This is a genomic window from Agromyces sp. Root81 (assembly GCF_001429165.1).
In the GTDB taxonomy this organism is placed as follows: Bacteria; Actinomycetota; Actinomycetes; order Actinomycetales; family Microbacteriaceae; genus Agromyces.
In genome coordinates, this window is the sequence record NZ_LMIR01000002.1 from 96,223 (window position 1) to 112,376 (window position 16,154).

The window sequence follows — 16,154 nt, forward strand, 5'->3', positions numbered from 1 at the left end:
CCCGTCGAAAATCCTAGCGCAGCGCCGCTGCGCGACCGCTGGACCGAGGCTCGAGCACTGCGTGCGCGGAGATGCCTTGGAGCTCCCGAACCAGAATGACGAGCACCGCCGCGAACGCGGCGCTTCCGACGAGCCACACGACCATTGGGGCCGGAGCGACGGGCCACCACCACTCGATGTCGGCGTTCAGGTTCCAACCGCCGCCGCCGACACCGGTGATGAACCGGCGCAGGGTGAAGTGCAGCGCAACCGACTGCGCGATCGCGAGCGATACGACGACGAAGCCCAGTTGCACTCCAGAGAACGTCAAGCGATGCCGGTCGACCTGCAGCAGAGCGAGCCCGGCGAACAGCACGATGAGCGGGAGCAGATAGCGGGGCTGCACGTTGGCACCGACCAGGTCGCCGCTCTGCTGGAGCACGTACGTCGGCAGCAGCCACAGCACGAGCGCTGCACCGATGAGCACGATCGTCTTCCGGATCGACTGCGACCGAAGGCCGGCGAACACGACACCCGCGGCGACCGCCATCGCGCTGAACGCGACGAGGGCGGGCAACGGCGTATCGAACCAGCCGAGGGACCAGGAGCCGAACACACCCTGCCAGAGCGACTGCACGTTGACGAGGTTGCTCAGCAGGATCGAGGCCGCGCTCTGCTCCTCGCTGTCGACGGAGCCATCACTGAGGCCCGACACCGACACCGTCGACTGCAGCGACGAGAAGTAGAACACGGCAGCGACCACGGCCATCGCAGCAGGCAGGAGCGCGCTCAGCCAGAACGAACGCTCGCGCCGAGCGGAGAGGAACACGACGGCCGCCATCGCGAGCACGGCGTAGACGGCGGCGTCTCCCCGCGACCCCGCCGACATCACCGTCAGCAGCACCACGAGCCCGCCGAGCGCGATCTTCCGCCTGCCCGACGTCTCGAAGTACCCGAGCAGGGCCAACCACACCGAACCGCCGCCGATGATCGCCCAGGCGCTCGGATTGTTCGAGGCGATGAGGAACAGGCCCAGCGGAACCGAAGTGACGATCCATGCCCAGAGCAGTGCGGGCCGGCGGATCGCCGGCAGCAGGAGGTACAGCACGCTCGTGATCCCCACGAACAGGGCGATGTTCACGGCGCGCATGGCGATGACCGATGCCTGGATGTTCGGGCTCGCGAAGAGATTCATCGTCGCGTAGTAGACCGGCGGGTAGTTGTTCTGGAAGCTGCCGCGATCCGTCTCGATCAGGTCGCTCGTGCTGTGCCCGTCGAGATCACTCGTGCAGGCAGCACTCTGCTCGGGCTGATGGCGGTAGCAATCCGCCGCGGTGAAGACCTCTGCGGGCACCTTGCGGGTCGCCGGGTCGCCGGTCGTCTCGCAGAGGCCGTCGCGGTCTCCGCCGGCGCACCAGATACTCGCGAGGTGGAAGTCATCGTCGGGACTTGCACCGACCGGGGAGGCGAGCGCCCAGCACATCAGTGCGACGACGGCGAGCAGCGGCACGAGGAAGATCGCACGGAATCGACGTTTGGCGGGAATCGCGGTTTCGGTGCCCTGGGTGTCGGTCATTGCTGCTCCAGTCTCAGTTCGCCTTCGCGCTGACACGCTTCGCGGCGAACGCGGATGCCCAGCGGATGGGGTGATTCCAGAGCGGACTGAGAGGTCGGAGCACTGTGGGGAGGTGGCGCCGTTTCACCGCCTCGGACTCGAGGGATGAGCTTCGCCGGTTCGAAACCGTGAGCGAGTCGGGATGCCAGCGGAAGGCCGAGACCGCGCGTCGGGTCCAGATGAAGCGGCCGTGGCTTCGGAGTTTCAGGAAGGCGTCGAGGTCCATGGCGTACTTGAGTTCGACATCGAACCCCCCGATCGCCTCGAGCGCGTCCAACCGGACCATCGTTCCCGGATGCGGGATGAGGTCGGGGCCCCATGGCAGGAGGAGCTTCGCAAGCCCGCCGGCGTTGCTCACCGCGAGAGTCGTTCCGGACGGATCGATGTAGTCGCACCCGCCGTACGCGAGCACCGCGCCGTCATCCGCCTCGAGGCTCTGGAAGAGGAGACCCAACCCTCCGGGACGGAAGAGGTCGTCGTCGCCGATCCATGCGTAGTACTTCTCATCCGATCGGGCGGAGAGTCCGCAGTTGATCGCCGCCGAGATACCGGTCTTCGGGTCATCGACGATGACGGCGCCATGGGCGGCTGCGAGTTCGCGCGCCTCGATCGCGTGTGCAGGCGTGACGACGACGAGCGTCAGACGGACGTCGGCCCGCTGGGCGTCGACCGATTCGAGCGTCTCGGCGAGCGTGTCCAAACGGTCGCCGAGCGTCGGAAGCACGACGAGGATATCTGAGCTGGTCATGGTCACGTCTCTATTGCGAAGGATGGGGTACCCGCGGCACCAGCGCGAGCGAGTACTCTGGAGAGTCGCCCGCCGGCGAATTTGGGATCGAGGAGTTTAGGTTCAGTGAGCAAAACTAACACGCCGACGAGTCACGCCCTCGACCGCGCGAGCCGCGTCTACGTCGCCGGACATCGCGGCCTCGTCGGCAGCGCGATCTGGCGTCATCTGGCCGATTCGGGGTTCGACAACCTCGTGGGAGCGACATCCGCCGAACTCGATCTGACCGATCGTGAGCGCGTGTTCGAGTTCATGCACGAGACACGTCCCGATGTCGTCATCGATGCTGCGGCACGAGTGGGCGGCATCGTCGCGAACAACTCCTTCCCGGCCGAGTTCCTGAGCGAGAACCTGCAGATCCAGGTGAACCTCATGGATGCCGCGAACGCCGAATCGGTCGATCGCCTGCTCTTCCTCGGTTCGTCGTGCATCTACCCGAAGTTCGCGGCCCAGCCGATCGCCGAGTCATCCCTGCTGACCGGGGCCCTCGAACCGACCAATGACGCATACGCGATCGCGAAGATCGCCGGCATCATGCAGGTGCAGGCGTCGCGCCGGCAGTACGGCCGCAAGTGGATCTCGGCGATGCCGACGAATCTGTACGGACCCGGTGACAACTTCCACCCCGAGAACTCGCACGTGCTTCCCGCGCTCATCCGCCGCTTGCACGAGGCGAAGGTGCACGGCAGTCCCGAGGTCGTGATCTGGGGCACCGGCACTCCCCTTCGCGAGTTCCTGTACGTCGAGGACCTCGCAGAGGCGTGCCTCTTCCTGCTGGAGAACTACGACTCCCCCGAAACCATCAACGTCGGAGTCGGCTCCGATATCTCGATCGCCGACCTGGCAGCGCTCGTCGCACGCGTCGTCGGCTACACCGGCCGTCTCACTCAGGACGTCTCCAAGCCCGACGGCACGCCGCGCAAGCTGCTCGACGTCTCTCGCATCAATGGACTCGGCTGGAGCGCGAAGACCAGTCTCGAGGCCGGTGTCACCGCGAGTTACGAGTGGTACCTGGACCACCTCGATGCCCTGCGGGCCAAGTGACCGTCACCAGGATTGTTAGGATCTGACGCATGGGGCACAGGTTCCAAGGCACGCTGATCGTGATGCCCGCATTCAACGAGCAAGAGTCGGTCGGCGATGTCGTCCGCGAGGTCTACGAGAAGCTCCCCGGGGTGGCCTGCCTCGTCGTCGATGACGGGTCACGCGACGACACCGTCGCTCAGGCACGGGCCGCCGGAGCAGCCGTCGCATCGTTGCCGTTCAATCTGGGTGTCGGCGGTGCGATGCGCGTCGGATTCAAGTACGCGCTCGAGCACGGCTACCGGAACGTCGTGCAGATCGATGCCGACGGGCAGCACAACCCCGAAGATGCGGCACGCCTCATCGACCAGCTCGACCGCTCCGACCTCGTCGTCGGCGCGCGTTTTGCCGGCGAAGGCGACTACGCAGTGCGAGGACCGCGCCGCTGGGCGATGGTCGTGCTCGCCTCGCTGCTCAGCAAGACCGCGAAGACCGAACTGAGCGACGCGACATCCGGCTTCCGCGCTTCCGGGCCCCGCGCCGTTCGCCTCTTCGCCGAGCACTATCCGGCCGAGTACCTGGGCGACACGGTCGAGTCACTGGTCATCGCCGCCAGGGCGAACTGTTCGATCAGCCAGGTCCCCGTCGCGATGCGCCCTCGCGCCGGAGGAGTGCCGTCGCACAACCCGGTGAAGGCGGCGGTCTTTCTCGCCCGCGTCGGCATCGCGGTCGCATTCGCGTTCCTCCGGCCGCGGGTCGCGCTCACTCGAGAGGCCACATCGTGAACCCGGTCAGCTACATCTTCGGAATCGTCGTTGCGATCGCCGTGCTCGGCGTCGTGATCGAGATGCTGCGCCGTCGCCGGCTTCGCGAGCGCCACGCGATCTGGTGGCTGCTCGCCGGGGTGTTCGCACTCGTCATCGGCGTGTTCCCGCAGACCCTGCAATGGGCTTCGGACCTGGTGGGGGTCGAGGTACCCACGAACCTGGTGTTCTTCGTCAGCCTCGCAGTGCTGTTCCTCGTGTGCCTGCAGCACAGCGCTGAACTCACCGACCTCGAGAACCAGAATCGCGCACTCGCCGAAGGGCTCGCGTTGCAGGACCTGAGGATCAGGGAACTCGAGTCCCACGCCCGCACGAACCCGAGCGACGAGAGCCGCTGACCGAACCCAGCTCGGGGCGCGCCCTCGCGGATGCGACGACGCGAGCGAGTCCGGTTCGAGACCTGCCGTGTCATACCGCGCCCCGCGGAATGACACGGCAGGTCTCTCGCGAGAACACTCGCTCAGCTGCGCTCTCCGCCCGAATGCCGCTCCGAGCGCAGTCGACTTCTACGCATCGGGTCCCGTTGGAATCAGCGTGACGAAATGCCACGGCACGTTCAGGTATCCGATCGAGTCGCCGCCGAGATGGTTGAAGAGCCACATCGAACCGATCGGGCGCTTCATCCCGCCATCGAGCAGGTAGATCGTGTTGCTGTCGGCATCACGGAGGAACTTCGTGGCAGGTGCCCCCACCGGAAGCTGGTTGCAGGTGAACCGATCCAGCTCGAGGTAGGTGATCGGATACAGCGACTCCTGCTCCGCCGGGACCAGATGGATCGATCCGCTTCCCGAAACGTACTTCCTTCCGTCGCAGACGAATCCGAACCCGAGCACGGACGGCGCGATCGGGTAGGCGTCGATGCGATCCTGCGGGAACGTCTCCCAGGCCGTGATCCCCGCCGCGTTGGTCATGATGAAGCTGCTGACCGGGATCCGGTTCATCGTTCCGTTGATGAGCCAGATGGTCGCATCGCCCGGCGATCGGACGAGTGACCCGGCGGTGAGGGCGACGATCCCCTTCGGAAGCGCGGCGATCACCGATTCCGAGACCGTCAGGATGTTCGGTGTGCCACCGGGAGACATCGCCATGAGCGCGGCCCATGAGCCGATCGGTTTCAACTCCGTCGGCATGACCACGTACACCGTGGCATTCGACGCGCTCTTGACGAGCGCACCGACGCTGATGGAGCCGAGCGAGGTGTAGGTGTTCACGAGCGCCTCCGACATCGGGAGCGCTGCTCCGTTCGTCCACCCCCCGACGCCCGCCGGCCAGGTCTGCCTGCCTGCGGCACTCAGGAAGTGGACTTCGGGCTTACCCGGAACAGCGACGGTGCCCTCGAACAGAATGCCGCTGTTCGGGATCAGCGCGATACTCGGCCAGCTCAGTACGCCTGCGTTCCGTGCCGGAATGCCGAAACTCGACGCCTGACCGGGCACTCCGTAGCGCTTCGATCCCGTGAGGAAGGAGAAGTTGTTCGTGCCGCGCTCGTTGAAGAAGACCGAGTCGCGCGTGATCGGCGCGCCGAGCGGGAGGGCCGACACCGCGCCCTCGGTCAGCACGTTGAACCCCGCTGGAATACCGGCGAGAGCCTGCGACTGGTCGTCGAGGATCTCGCGCTTCTGACCGTCTTTGATGTAGTACCGGTTGCCGGCCGTGGTCCCGAGCACCGGGAGCAGGTTGGGTCCGGTGCGGAACGCGGAGATCTGCCCTTCCGTGAGCTGGACGTAACCGTCCTCCGCGCACGATGCACCGTAGTCGACGGCCTGCTGGCATGAGGTGATCCCGAGCTTGATGCCTGCGTCGAAGAAGTAGATGCTCCCGTCCGGACCGCGGAGTGTGCGCCCGACATCGTGCTTCGTCGTGAAGCCGTCGAGATAGCCCTGCGAGACGATGCCGACAGCACCGAGTGGCGCCAGCGCGGAAAGCACCTCGAGACTCGGCACTCCGTACTTCGCGCCACCCGAGACGAGATAGACCGTGGACGACGCCGACGTCTTCACGAGGCTCGTATCCGAGTTCGGCGAGCCGAACCAGTCGCTGTAGATGCGCCAGAAGTTGCGGTTTCCGTACGCGCTGCAGGAATCGCCCGTGCCGTAGAGATTCGCGAGGGCGGCCGCGTTGGGCTGGTACGGCGTGTAGTTGTAGAGGCCGGCGGTCGCTTGATTCGCGATGTACACCGGACTCGATCCGCACGACAGCTCCGTGTCGTAACGGATGTAGTTCACCCGACCGGCCTGGTGATTCCAGTTGCCGGGATTCGCGGCATAGCTCTTGAACTGCCGTGCAGCGTGGTACACCTGGAAGAAGAATCCCGCATACGCCGGATCGCATGCTGCGGTGTCCGGACAGCTGTACCCGGTGGCAGACGCGTACTGTCCTGCAGAGGGCCAGGTGTCCGTGACCAGGCTCTGTTCCTTCTGAAGGAGAACGAGCAACACCTTCTGGCTGATGCCGCACGCAGCACCCACCTTCGCGATGATCGCCGAGGCCGATTCGCCGCCAGCTCCGGTGTACGCCGCGCACCGCCCTGCCAGGGCAGGCATCGACGGCGTGTTCTGCGTGTACGAGGGCAGGCAGGTGTATCCGCTCCGACAGGAGGGAAGCTTGCCTGCGATGAACGACTGCACCTCGCCCGCGGTCATCGCGGAGCCGTTGAAGAAGTTCGCGTCGCTGATGAGGTTGCCGGGATCGAACTGGGCGGCATCAGCCGCTTCCGCGGACTGGGTCGGCGTGAAGGTGATGAGCGACGCTACGAGGGCGATCGCACCGATCCACGCAGCGGGAACACGGAGTTTCACGGAATCTCCAATTCAACGGTCTCGGACGTCGTCGTCGCCTGTCCGGATGAATAGTCGAGCTCGACGGTCCAGGTGCCGCGGGTGAACTCGGTGATCGGCAATTGCACGGTCCCGCACGTGGTGTTCGCGGCATCGGCGGCACCGTCGTTCTCCCGAGTGACGGTCGCGCCGTCAACGGTGGAGGTGAGGATGAACGTGCACACGCCGTCCGACTCGACCACCCCTGAGACGAATCCCGAGACCGACACCGTCGTGCCGTCGACGTCGACTCCGGCGACGGTCACGACGCTCATGGCCGTCGCCGGCGCGGCCGACTGAGTCGGTTTCGTCGACTCGGTCGACTCGGCAGAAGTCGCCGTTTCCGAACCACCGAGACTCGCGTCCGGCGACATCGTGCACGCGCTCAGACCAGCGGCCCCGACGATCAGCGCACTCGCAGCGGCAGCGCGCAGCACCCAGAATCGAACCCTCAAGTTCACCCCCAACTTTACGGAACAGAGTCCACGTTAGGGGGCGAGCCCACCTCAGAGCGAGAGGCGCGCGCGAAAGCATTGCCTGCGCGGTATGCGCGGCACGACGTCAGGCGAGGTCGGGAACGAGTTTGTTCGTGAACATCGACAGAGCGGAACCGATCGCCATATGCATGTCGAGGTACTGGTATGTACCGAGGCGACCCCCGAAGTGCACACCGTTCTCCTCAGCGCAGAGTTCGCGATAGGCGAGCAGACCGGAACGGTCCTCCGGCGTGTTGACCGGGTAGTACGGCTCGTCGCCCTGTTCCGCGAAACGCGAGAACTCGCGCATGATCACGGTCTTGTCGGTCGGATAGTCGCGCTCGGGGTGGAAGTGGCGGAACTCGTGGATTCGAGTGAACGCCACATCGGCGTCCGCATAGTTCATGACCGGCGTGCCCTGGAAGTCACCGACAGGGATCACCTCGCGCTCGAAGTCGAGGGTGCGCCACGTGAGTGCGCCCTTCGAGTAGTCGAAGTAGCGGTCGACCGGGCCGGTGTAGACGACGGGGACCTGCCCGACGACAGCCGTCTTGTTGACCGGCTGCGACGCGTCGAAGAAGTCGGTGTCGAGGCGCACCTCGATGTTCGGGTGGTCGGCCATCCGTTCGAGCCAGGCGGTGTATCCGTCGGTCGGAAGGCCCTCGAACGTGTCGTTGAAGTACCGGTTGTCGTAGTTGTACCGCACCGGCAGCCGGCTGATGACCTCGGCCGGCAGTTCGGTCGGCGCGGTCTGCCACTGCTTGGCCGTGTAGTCGCGAATGAACGCCTCGTACAGGGGGCGCCCGATGAGCGCGATGGCCTTCTCCTCGAGGTTCGATGCCTGGCGCGCATCGCCTTCGGTGGCGTGGCCCTGGATCAGTTCTCTCGCCTCGTCTGGCCGGTACGCCGAGTGGAAGAACTGGTTGATCGTTCCGAGGTTGATCGGGAGCGGATACACCTCACCGCGATGCGTCGTGTACACCCGGTGCTGATACGGCGTGAACGTGGTGAACTTGTTGACGTACTCCCACACCGCGGGATTGGACGTGTGAAACAGGTGCGCACCATAGGTGTGCACTTCGATGCCCGTCTCGGGATCGGCCTCGCTGTAGGCGTTCCCGCCGATGTGCGGGCGACGGTCGATGACGACCACGCGAAGGCCGAGCTGCGTCGCGCATCGCTCGGCGATCGTGAGCCCAAAGAATCCGGATCCGACGACGACAAGATCAGCGTTCACAGTACATTCCTTCTCATCAGCACTCGTCTCCACTCGGAGCAAACACCAATCCTAACCGCTCTGGCGTCCCGCCCGCGGCGCAGGCGTCGGTTCAGGGGCGGGGCGCAGGTGCATCGCCCCGGCGGGTCGCCGCCGCGAGCCGGTCGACCATCGATTTCGGCGCATCCGGGTTCGAGAGGACCCGCCGTCCCCGTCGTCGCAACAGCATCCAGCCCACCGCGAGCAGCACGATCAGCAGACCCGCCGCCGCCTGCACCACCCATCCCGGTGCGAAGAACGACACGGTGACGACCGTTCCGGCAGCGTCGTCGGCGACGTCGACCCCGAGAAGGAATCCCTCCACGGGTTCCGCGGCGAGCGCAGCTCCGTCGACGCGGTACCCGGGCCACGGGATGCGGCTGAGCGCCACCTGGCCGCCCTCCGCACCCACCTCGTCCACGCGGAACGACACGCCCATCGCGTCCTGATGCAACACGGTGACCTCGGTGCCCGGGGATGTCCACACCACCCCGCCGGCGCCTGCGACCGGTTCGTCCCGAACGATCAGCCGTGTGTCGGGGGTGTCTTCGACGACGTGCCAGTCCGGGGGCACCTCCGCGAAGAGCGACCGGGGGTATCCGACCTTCACCACCTGCACCGAGCTCACGCCGAGCAGGTCGACCAGGGGAACGCCCGTCTCGGGCATGGGCTTGAACAGATCCTTGTAGAGCTCAGGACAGGTGATTCCGTTGTAGTCCATGCACGTCGCTTCAGCGTACGCAGCGTAGAAGACCGACGTGTAGGCGTTCTGAACGGGCACGCGTGTCACGTACCAGAGGTTGCTGACCACGCTTTCCGACCAGGGGAAGTCGGCCTCCTCGTTGACCTTCGGCCCCCCGACCACGAGGACGTCGCCGACCGCGCCGTCGAGCTGCGTTCGATAGTCCGAGACCTGCGTCGGAACGCCGTAGTCGCGCAGCGGGGCCTGCCGGTGGGTCGCATGCTGCGGAACGAGCAGGGCGACGGACAGCAGCATGACGACCGAGGCGACGAGCGGGGTGGCCCGCACGGTGAAGCGCCCGAACAACGGCTCCTTGAGGAAGGGCAGACCACGTGCGGAGTACGCGCGGTACGCGAACCAGATCACCACGACACCGGCCACCCAGATGTAGAGCATGACGCGCCAGAACTGGGGCGACTGGGTGAACGCGAACCAGATGCTGAGCGAGTACCACACGGAGGCCGTCACGAAACGCGTTCGCGTCACCGGTCGGAGCCTCGCCGTCGAGAGCCCGATCGCGACCACGAGGAGCACGCACATTGCGAGATACGGCATGAGCCGCACCGGGAATCGAAGCGGTCCGATATCGCTCGGCAGAAGCACCGCGAACGCGGCGAGGCCGAGCATGATCAGCAGACTCGATTCCGCCTTCAGCCGTTGGAGCAACGTCCGCCAGTTCACGAATGCCAGCAGCGGGACGAACCATGCGATGTAGAGGAGTGGCGCGTTCGGCCCCGGGGAGAAGAAGTAGCCCATGTCCGGAGCGCCGATCGCGCTGGAGGACGCGGCGAGATTCGAGAGGTCGACCGTGAGCAGTCCGGTGTTGGCGAGACCTGTGGATCGAGCGCTCACCGGCGCCGTCAGGAGCGAGGGAAGGTGGACGACGATCGCGAACAGGCCGGCGAACAAGGCGATGACGATCCCGCGAAGCGCCTGATCGCGTTGGCGCGCCACCAGGGCCTCGACGATGGTCGCCGCGATGGTGAGCCCCAGGAAGAGCGTTCCGTGGACGTAGCCGATGCCGACGAGGAGCAGCGAGACGCCGACGGCCGGAAAGATGGACTTGCCACGGAAGACGGCTCTCCGCGTCAGCGCCCAGGCGAGCGGCCACATGGACCAGGCGAGGAGGCCGTTGACCCACGAGGCTGCATCCATGTAGAGCGTGAAGCCGGCGAGCGGTGCAGCGGCGGCGATCACCGCGGACCACGGACGACTCGCCATGAACTCGCGTGCGAGCAGGTAGGCCCCGAGTCCCCCCAGGATCAGGCAGGCGACCTTCACCGCGGTCGAGAAGACCAGCAGGCTCGGAACGAGATGGGAGGCGAGACCGATCCCCCACAGCACGGGGCTGAAGAGGCCCCAGGCCCCTTCAGCGAGGTACTGGCCGGACTGCCAGACCGTCGGGTTCACGAACGACCAGTCGCCTGCGAGGATCCGGTCGCCGATCTTGTACCACTGGCCGTAGGCTCCGGCCTGCGTGTCGTCGGCGAAGAAGAAGGTCGGGAAGAACGCGATCGAGATCGCGACACCCGCGAGAACGGCCGCGACGACGGCGAGGGGCCAGACGAGTTTCGACTTCACCTGTCGATTATCGCCCACGCGCTCGGCTGGTCAGACACCTCACAGTGCGACGCCGGTATCCTGACGTCCAACCCGATCTTTCTGGAGCGCCGAGAACCGACATGTCCGACACAGCACGATCGGCCGACGAGAACCCCCGCCCACCCGCAGGAATGCAGGGGGCGCCGGGCCCACTCCTTCGCATCATCCGGAACCAGCAGGTCGCCTTCCTCCTCGTCGGGGGGACGAACACCGTGATCGGGTTCGGGTTCTTCGTGTTCTTCGAATTGACGATCGGCCAGCTCTGGGGGTATCTGGCAACCCTCGTGTTCGCCCACGTGTTCAGTGTGCTGTGCGCGTTCGTGCTCTATCGCACCTTCGTCTTCAAGGTCCGCGGACACGTCCTGCGCGACCTTGCACGCTTCGAAGTCGTCAACCTGGTCTCGCTCGGCATCAATCTGCTGCTGCTGCCGCTGCTCGTCGAAGTCGGTCACCTTCCGGTGATCCCCGCGCAGGCGCTCATCGTGATCGTGACGACTCTCGTGAGCTACTTCGGGCATCGCGGCTTCTCGTTCCGTCGCTCCGCGAAGGAACGAGGCCGACACCACGCCGAGCAGATCGCAGCGAACGCATCCGAGCACCCCGTCCCACCCAGGAGAATTGCCGCAATGAACCCTCTCGTCTCGATCGTGATTCCGGCGTACAACAACGCCGACTACCTGGCGGAGACGATCGACTCCGTGCTCGCGCAGACCTACCCGAACCTCGAAGTGATCATCGCCGATCACGCCTCGACCGACTCGACCCGTGCGGTCATGCGCGAGTACGAACACGACGAGCGGGTCACCCTGCTCGACACTCCAGGCGGAGGCGGCGCGCTGCGCAACTGGAACCGGGTGAGCCAGGCCGCGACCGGCGAGTACCTGAAGCTCGTCTGCGGCGACGACCTGCTCGACCCGTCCATCGTCGAGAAGCAGGTCGCGGCGCTCAGTTCGACGCCCGGCGCCGTGCTCGCGGCATCCGCTCGTGACATCGTCGACGCGAGCAGTCGCCCGGTCATCGCCGGACGTGGACTGCCGGGGCTGCTCGGCCACCACACCGGAATCGAGGCGATCCGGTCGACGGTGCGCCACGGCACGAACGTGTTCGGCGAACCCGGCTGCGTTCTGATGCGTCGCGACGCTCTCGAGGCGATCGGCTGGTGGGACTCGCGTTGGCCGTACCTGATCGACGAGGCCACCTACGCGCGAGTTCTCCTGCAGGGAGATTTCGTCGGCGTACCCGGCTCACTCGCCGGATTCCGCATCTCCGACAGCCAATGGAGCGTTCGCCTCGCACGACAGCAGTCGGAACAGGCCATCGGGTTCCACCGATGGCTCCACGAGGAGCACCCCGACGTCATCGGCCGCACCACACTCGCGATCGGCAACACCCGTGCGCGGATCATGGCCATGACGAGACGACTCGCGTACGTCTACCTCGGTCGCCGGATGTCGAAGTCGGCCGCGCTGACCGCTGCCAGCGGTGCTTCCTGATGGGCGGTTCGGTCGGATGCCGCGAGGTGCCACTGTGGTAACGTCGCCTTCCGTGACGGCTGGCTTTTCATCGTCCGCTGACGCGGATCACCGGATCTCCATCGTCGTGCCCGTCTACCAGGGTGAAGCGACCCTGCCGCGTCTCCTCGAAGAGATCGAGCCGCTGACGCACGTCGGATCCACGCCGGACGGTCACAGCTTCACGGTCGAAGAAGTACTTCTCGTGTTCGACAACGGACCCGACGGCTCCGCTCGCATCATCCGTGAGCTCGAGGCCCGCCACCCGTTCGTGCGCGCGGTCTGGTTGAGCCGGAATTTCGGACAGCACGCCGCGACGCTCGCCGGCATGGCCTCCTCGGGCGGCGATTGGATCGTCACCCTCGATGAGGACGGCCAGCACGACCCCGCGCTCATCGGCGGCCTGATCGATACCGCGATGCGCGAGCAGGCGAACGTGGTCTATGCGAAGCCCACCAACAAGCCATCCCACGGGGTTCTGCGCAATACGGCGTCCAAGGGCTCGAAATGGCTGCTCACCAAGCTGTTCGCGGGATCGAACGCCCCCGACTACCAGAGCTACCGTCTCGTCCTCGGCAACATCGGGCGCAGCGTCGCCGCCTACTCGGGGTCGGGCGTCTACCTCGACGTCGCGATGGGCTGGGTGTCGAACAAGACCGTGACATCGCCGATCGTCCTCCGCGACGAAGGCGACCGGACGTCGGGCTACTCGACGCGCCGTCTCTTCTCGCATTTCTGGCGCATGATCCTCTCGAGCGGCACCCGCGGCCTCCGATTCGTCAGCGTCCTCGGGATCGTATTCGCCGCGATCGGTGCGGTGATAGCGGTCTACGTGCTCATCGAACGCCTCACGGGCCACATCGACACCGCAGGATGGGCATCGATGATCGTCATCGTGCTGATCACTTCGGGCGCGATCCTATTCTCGCTCGGCGTCATCGCCGAGTACATCGGCATCAACGTGAACATGGCGATGGGCAAGCCCCCGTATCTCATCACGAGCGATCCCGCACACGGCCCGCTCGGTCGCGGCCGCCCCGAGAAGCCGTGACGACGTACGCCTGGATGATCGGCGCCCGAGGACTTCTCGGCAGCGCGATCAGCACGGCGGCCCGTCGACGTCACAGCTGGAAGGTTCTCGACGCCGAGCCGCTGCCGTGGGGCGGCGACCGGCTCGAAGCCGCAGTGGGCCGCGAAGCCTCGCGGCTCTTCGAAGCCGCGGCCGGTCCAGGTGATCGATGGGTGATCGTCTGGGCTGCCGGCGTCGCGGTCACGAGCAGTCCCCAGTCGGCGTTCGACCACGAGCTCGCCGAATTCCAACTGGTCGTCGACACGATCGCCGCAACGATCCGGGTGTCGGCAGCGGAGCGCCGCGGCACGATCTTCTTCGCTTCGTCAGCGGGCGGCATCTACGGAGGATCCGAGCGGCCACCATTCGATGAACACACGACGCCGGCTCCGATCTCGCCCTACGGCCGATTCAAGCTCGCCGGCGAAACGGTCCTGCGCCGTCTCGCAGACGAACTCGCGATCACCGTCGTCCTCGGCCGGATCGCGAACCTCTACGGCCCTGGTCAGCGGCTCGACAAGATGCAGGGACTCATCTCGCATCTCGCACGGGCCCAGTACTCTCCCCAGCCCGCATCGATCTACGTCTCTCTCGACACGATGCGCGACTACATCTTCGCGAAGGACTGCGGCGAACTCATCTGCGACGTGATCGCACGTTCGTTCGAGGAGCCCGAGCCCATGACCGTCGTGAAGAACATCTCGTCGGGTCAGGCCGTCACCATCGCCGATCTGCTCGGCTACTTCCGCATCCTGGCCAAGCAGCATCCGCACGTCATGCTCGGCAGCTCCGCCGCTGCCGCACTCCAGGCGCACGACCTTCGTCTCACGTCGACCGTGTGGCCGGAAGTCGACCGTCGTGACTTCACCCCACTCCCAGCGGGCATCCATGCGACGATGTCCGACCTGCTCGTGGCGATCCAGGCCGGGTCCACCGCCCGGCCCTGATGAGGTCAGGCTGAAACGAGTTGCGCCAGGTAGGCGCCGTAGCCGCTCTTGGTGAGCGGTTCGGCGAGCGCACGCAGCTGAGCGTCATCGATCCATCCCGCCCGCCACGCGATCTCCTCGATGCAGCCGATCTTGAATCCCTGCCGCTGTTCGATCACGCGCACGTAGTCGCTGGCCTGCATCATCGACTCGAAGGTGCCCGTGTCGAGCCAGGCCGTTCCGCGATCGAGCACTTGCACGCGAAGGTCTCCGCGGTGGAGGTATGCCTCATTGACCGAGGAGATCTCAAGCTCGCCGCGTTCACTCGGAGTGATCGTCTTCGCGATCTCGATGACGCTGTTGTCGTAGAAGTAGAGGCCGGGCACCGCGTAGTTGCTCTTCGGCGATACGGGCTTCTCCTCGATGGACCTCGCCACCATCGCCTCATCGAACTCGACGACGCCGTAGGCCGTGGGATTCGACACGTGGTACGCGAAAATGAGCGCGCCGGCGACGTCGGAGTTCTGTCGAAGAGCGGTGCCGAGTCCTGCTCCATGGAAGATGTTGTCGCCAAGGACGAGCGCGACGCTCTCATCGCCGATGAACTCCTCCCCGATGAGGAACGCCTGCGCGAGTCCGTCGGGCGAGGGCTGCACGGCGTATTCAAGACTGATCCCGAGCTCGGACCCGTCCCCGAGCAGCGCCTGGAACTGCGTCTCGTACTCGGGCGTGGTGATGATCAGGATCTCGCGAATGCCCGCCATCATCAGAGTCGACAAGGGGTAGTAGATCATCGGCTTGTCGTAGATCGGCATGAGCTGCTTCGAGATGCCGCGGGTGATCGGCCACAAACGCGTGCCGGATCCGCCTGCCAAGATGATGCCGCGCATTTCAGTCCTGCACTTTCGTCTCGAGCGACGCGTACCAGGCCCGCGCCGCACTCCAGTCGGGAAGGATGCCCAGCTCGAGCGCCTCGGTGAGCGACGGCGCCTGCTGGTCCTTCGGCGAGATCAGCAGCTCGTCGACCGGAATCGGAAGGTCGAAGCCGATCGAGGGATCGAGCGGATCGATGGCATGCTCCGCGGTCGGATTGTAGACATCGCTCACGAGGTACGTCACGACGGTCTCGTCCTCGAGCGCGAGGAACGCGTGTCCGAGCCCCTCGGACACGTACACGGCGCGCCGGTCGACGGCATCGAGCCGCACGCTGTCCCACGTACCGAACGTCGGCGAGCCCACCCGCAGGTCGACGACGAAGTCCAGGATCGCGCCATGGGCGACGGTCACGTACTTCGCCTGCCCCGGCGGCGTGTCAGCGAAGTGGATTCCCCTGAATGAGCCCCGACGCGAAACCGAGGTGTTCCCCTGACGGAGATCGAGACTGTGGCCGACCGCCTCATGGAGCCGATCATGCCGATAGAACTCGATGAAGCTCCCCCGGTCGTCCGAGTGGATGCGTGGCGTCACGACGTAGGAATCGGGCACCATCAGCTCTCGAATCTGCACTTGACGATCCTACCAATCGCCGC

Annotated in this window: 14 protein-coding genes; 6 read left to right on the forward strand and 8 right to left on the reverse strand. The window is 65.7% G+C overall.

Annotated features, from left to right (window positions below):
- Positions 1-13: 13 nt before the first annotated feature.
- Positions 14-1,555, reverse strand: a complete 1,542-nt coding sequence (locus ASE14_RS05475; protein WP_056652036.1) for a DUF2142 domain-containing protein — start codon at positions 1,553-1,555, stop codon at positions 14-16.
- A gap of 13 nt (positions 1,556-1,568) precedes the next feature.
- Positions 1,569-2,342, reverse strand: a complete 774-nt coding sequence (locus ASE14_RS05480) for a glycosyltransferase (protein ID WP_056652039.1) — start codon at positions 2,340-2,342, stop codon at positions 1,569-1,571.
- 105 nt (positions 2,343-2,447) lie between these two features.
- Between ASE14_RS05480 and ASE14_RS05485 the strand changes: the two genes are divergently transcribed.
- From ASE14_RS05485 to ASE14_RS05495, 3 genes are read left to right on the forward strand one after another with little or no spacing between them, the layout of a single operon-like run.
- Entirely contained in the window at positions 2,448-3,425 is a 978-nt protein-coding gene (locus tag ASE14_RS05485) for a GDP-L-fucose synthase (protein WP_082600221.1), read from the forward strand.
- Positions 3,426-3,454: 29 nt separating this feature from the next.
- On the forward strand, positions 3,455-4,189 hold the full coding sequence (locus ASE14_RS05490) for a glycosyltransferase family 2 protein (RefSeq protein ID WP_056652046.1): 735 nt from the start codon (positions 3,455-3,457) through the stop codon (positions 4,187-4,189).
- Positions 4,186-4,566: a DUF2304 domain-containing protein gene (locus tag ASE14_RS05495; RefSeq protein ID WP_056652048.1), complete on the forward strand. Its 381-nt coding sequence runs from the start codon at positions 4,186-4,188 to the stop codon at positions 4,564-4,566. The genes ASE14_RS05490 and ASE14_RS05495 overlap by 4 nt, the downstream gene beginning before the upstream one ends.
- A 168-nt stretch (positions 4,567-4,734) precedes the next feature.
- On the opposite strand, the gene ASE14_RS20375 is transcribed toward ASE14_RS05495, so the two are convergent.
- From ASE14_RS20375 to ASE14_RS05515, 4 genes are all read right to left on the reverse strand, one after another.
- Positions 4,735-7,026 carry a hypothetical protein gene (locus ASE14_RS20375; RefSeq protein ID WP_157372831.1) on the reverse strand — a complete coding sequence of 764 codons (2,292 nt, stop codon included), beginning with the start codon at positions 7,024-7,026 and terminating at the stop codon, positions 4,735-4,737.
- A complete protein-coding gene (locus ASE14_RS20380; protein ID WP_157372832.1) occupies positions 7,023-7,319 on the reverse strand; it encodes a hypothetical protein in 297 nt (98 codons plus the stop codon). The genes ASE14_RS20375 and ASE14_RS20380 overlap by 4 nt, the downstream gene beginning before the upstream one ends.
- 286 nt (positions 7,320-7,605) lie before the next feature.
- Complete coding sequence (glf, locus tag ASE14_RS05510; RefSeq protein WP_056652053.1) at positions 7,606-8,757, reverse strand: UDP-galactopyranose mutase; 1,152 nt, start codon at positions 8,755-8,757, stop codon at positions 7,606-7,608.
- A 91-nt stretch (positions 8,758-8,848) separates the two neighbouring features.
- Entirely contained in the window at positions 8,849-11,098 is a 2,250-nt protein-coding gene (locus ASE14_RS05515) for a hypothetical protein (RefSeq protein WP_056652057.1), read from the reverse strand.
- 101 nt (positions 11,099-11,199) lie between these two features.
- Here ASE14_RS05515 and ASE14_RS21090 point away from each other — a divergent pair, with 101 nt between their 5' ends.
- The 3 genes from ASE14_RS21090 to ASE14_RS05530 all read left to right on the forward strand — a co-directional run bounded on the left by ASE14_RS21090 (position 11,200) and on the right by ASE14_RS05530 (position 14,646).
- Entirely contained in the window at positions 11,200-12,612 is a 1,413-nt protein-coding gene (locus ASE14_RS21090) for a glycosyltransferase (RefSeq protein WP_235511112.1), read from the forward strand.
- A 106-nt stretch (positions 12,613-12,718) separates the two neighbouring features.
- Entirely contained in the window at positions 12,719-13,681 is a 963-nt protein-coding gene (locus ASE14_RS05525) for a glycosyltransferase (RefSeq protein ID WP_235511113.1), read from the forward strand.
- Entirely contained in the window at positions 13,678-14,646 is a 969-nt protein-coding gene (locus ASE14_RS05530) for an NAD-dependent epimerase/dehydratase family protein (RefSeq protein WP_056652060.1), read from the forward strand. The genes ASE14_RS05525 and ASE14_RS05530 overlap by 4 nt, the downstream gene beginning before the upstream one ends.
- Before the next feature lie 5 nt (positions 14,647-14,651).
- On the opposite strand, the gene rfbA is transcribed toward ASE14_RS05530, so the two are convergent.
- Both rfbA and ASE14_RS05540 read right to left on the reverse strand, forming a co-directional pair.
- The gene (gene rfbA / locus ASE14_RS05535; RefSeq protein WP_056652063.1) at positions 14,652-15,515 is read right to left on the reverse strand and encodes a glucose-1-phosphate thymidylyltransferase RfbA; all 864 of its coding nucleotides are present in this window, start codon (positions 15,513-15,515) and stop codon (positions 14,652-14,654) included.
- Position 15,516: 1 nt separating this feature from the next.
- Complete coding sequence (locus tag ASE14_RS05540; RefSeq protein ID WP_056652066.1) at positions 15,517-16,131, reverse strand: dTDP-4-dehydrorhamnose 3,5-epimerase family protein; 615 nt, start codon at positions 16,129-16,131, stop codon at positions 15,517-15,519.
- Positions 16,132-16,154 lie beyond the last annotated feature (23 nt).

What these genes read in the sequence shown, in the direction of transcription:
- ASE14_RS05475 (WP_056652036.1), bottom strand. Translation starts at nt 1,555, where the DNA reads ATGACCGACACCCAGGGCACCGAAACCGCGATTCCCGCCAAACGTCGA.
- ASE14_RS05480 (WP_056652039.1), bottom strand. Translation starts at nt 2,342, where the DNA reads ATGACCAGCTCAGATATCCTCGTCGTGCTTCCGACGCTCGGCGACCGT.
- ASE14_RS05490 (WP_056652046.1), top strand. Translation starts at nt 3,455, where the DNA reads ATGGGGCACAGGTTCCAAGGCACGCTGATCGTGATGCCCGCATTCAAC.
- ASE14_RS20380 (WP_157372832.1), bottom strand. Translation starts at nt 7,319, where the DNA reads ATGAGCGTCGTGACCGTCGCCGGAGTCGACGTCGACGGCACGACGGTG.
- ASE14_RS21090 (WP_235511112.1), top strand. Translation starts at nt 11,200, where the DNA reads ATGTCCGACACAGCACGATCGGCCGACGAGAACCCCCGCCCACCCGCA.
- rfbA (WP_056652063.1), bottom strand. Translation starts at nt 15,515, where the DNA reads ATGCGCGGCATCATCTTGGCAGGCGGATCCGGCACGCGTTTGTGGCCG.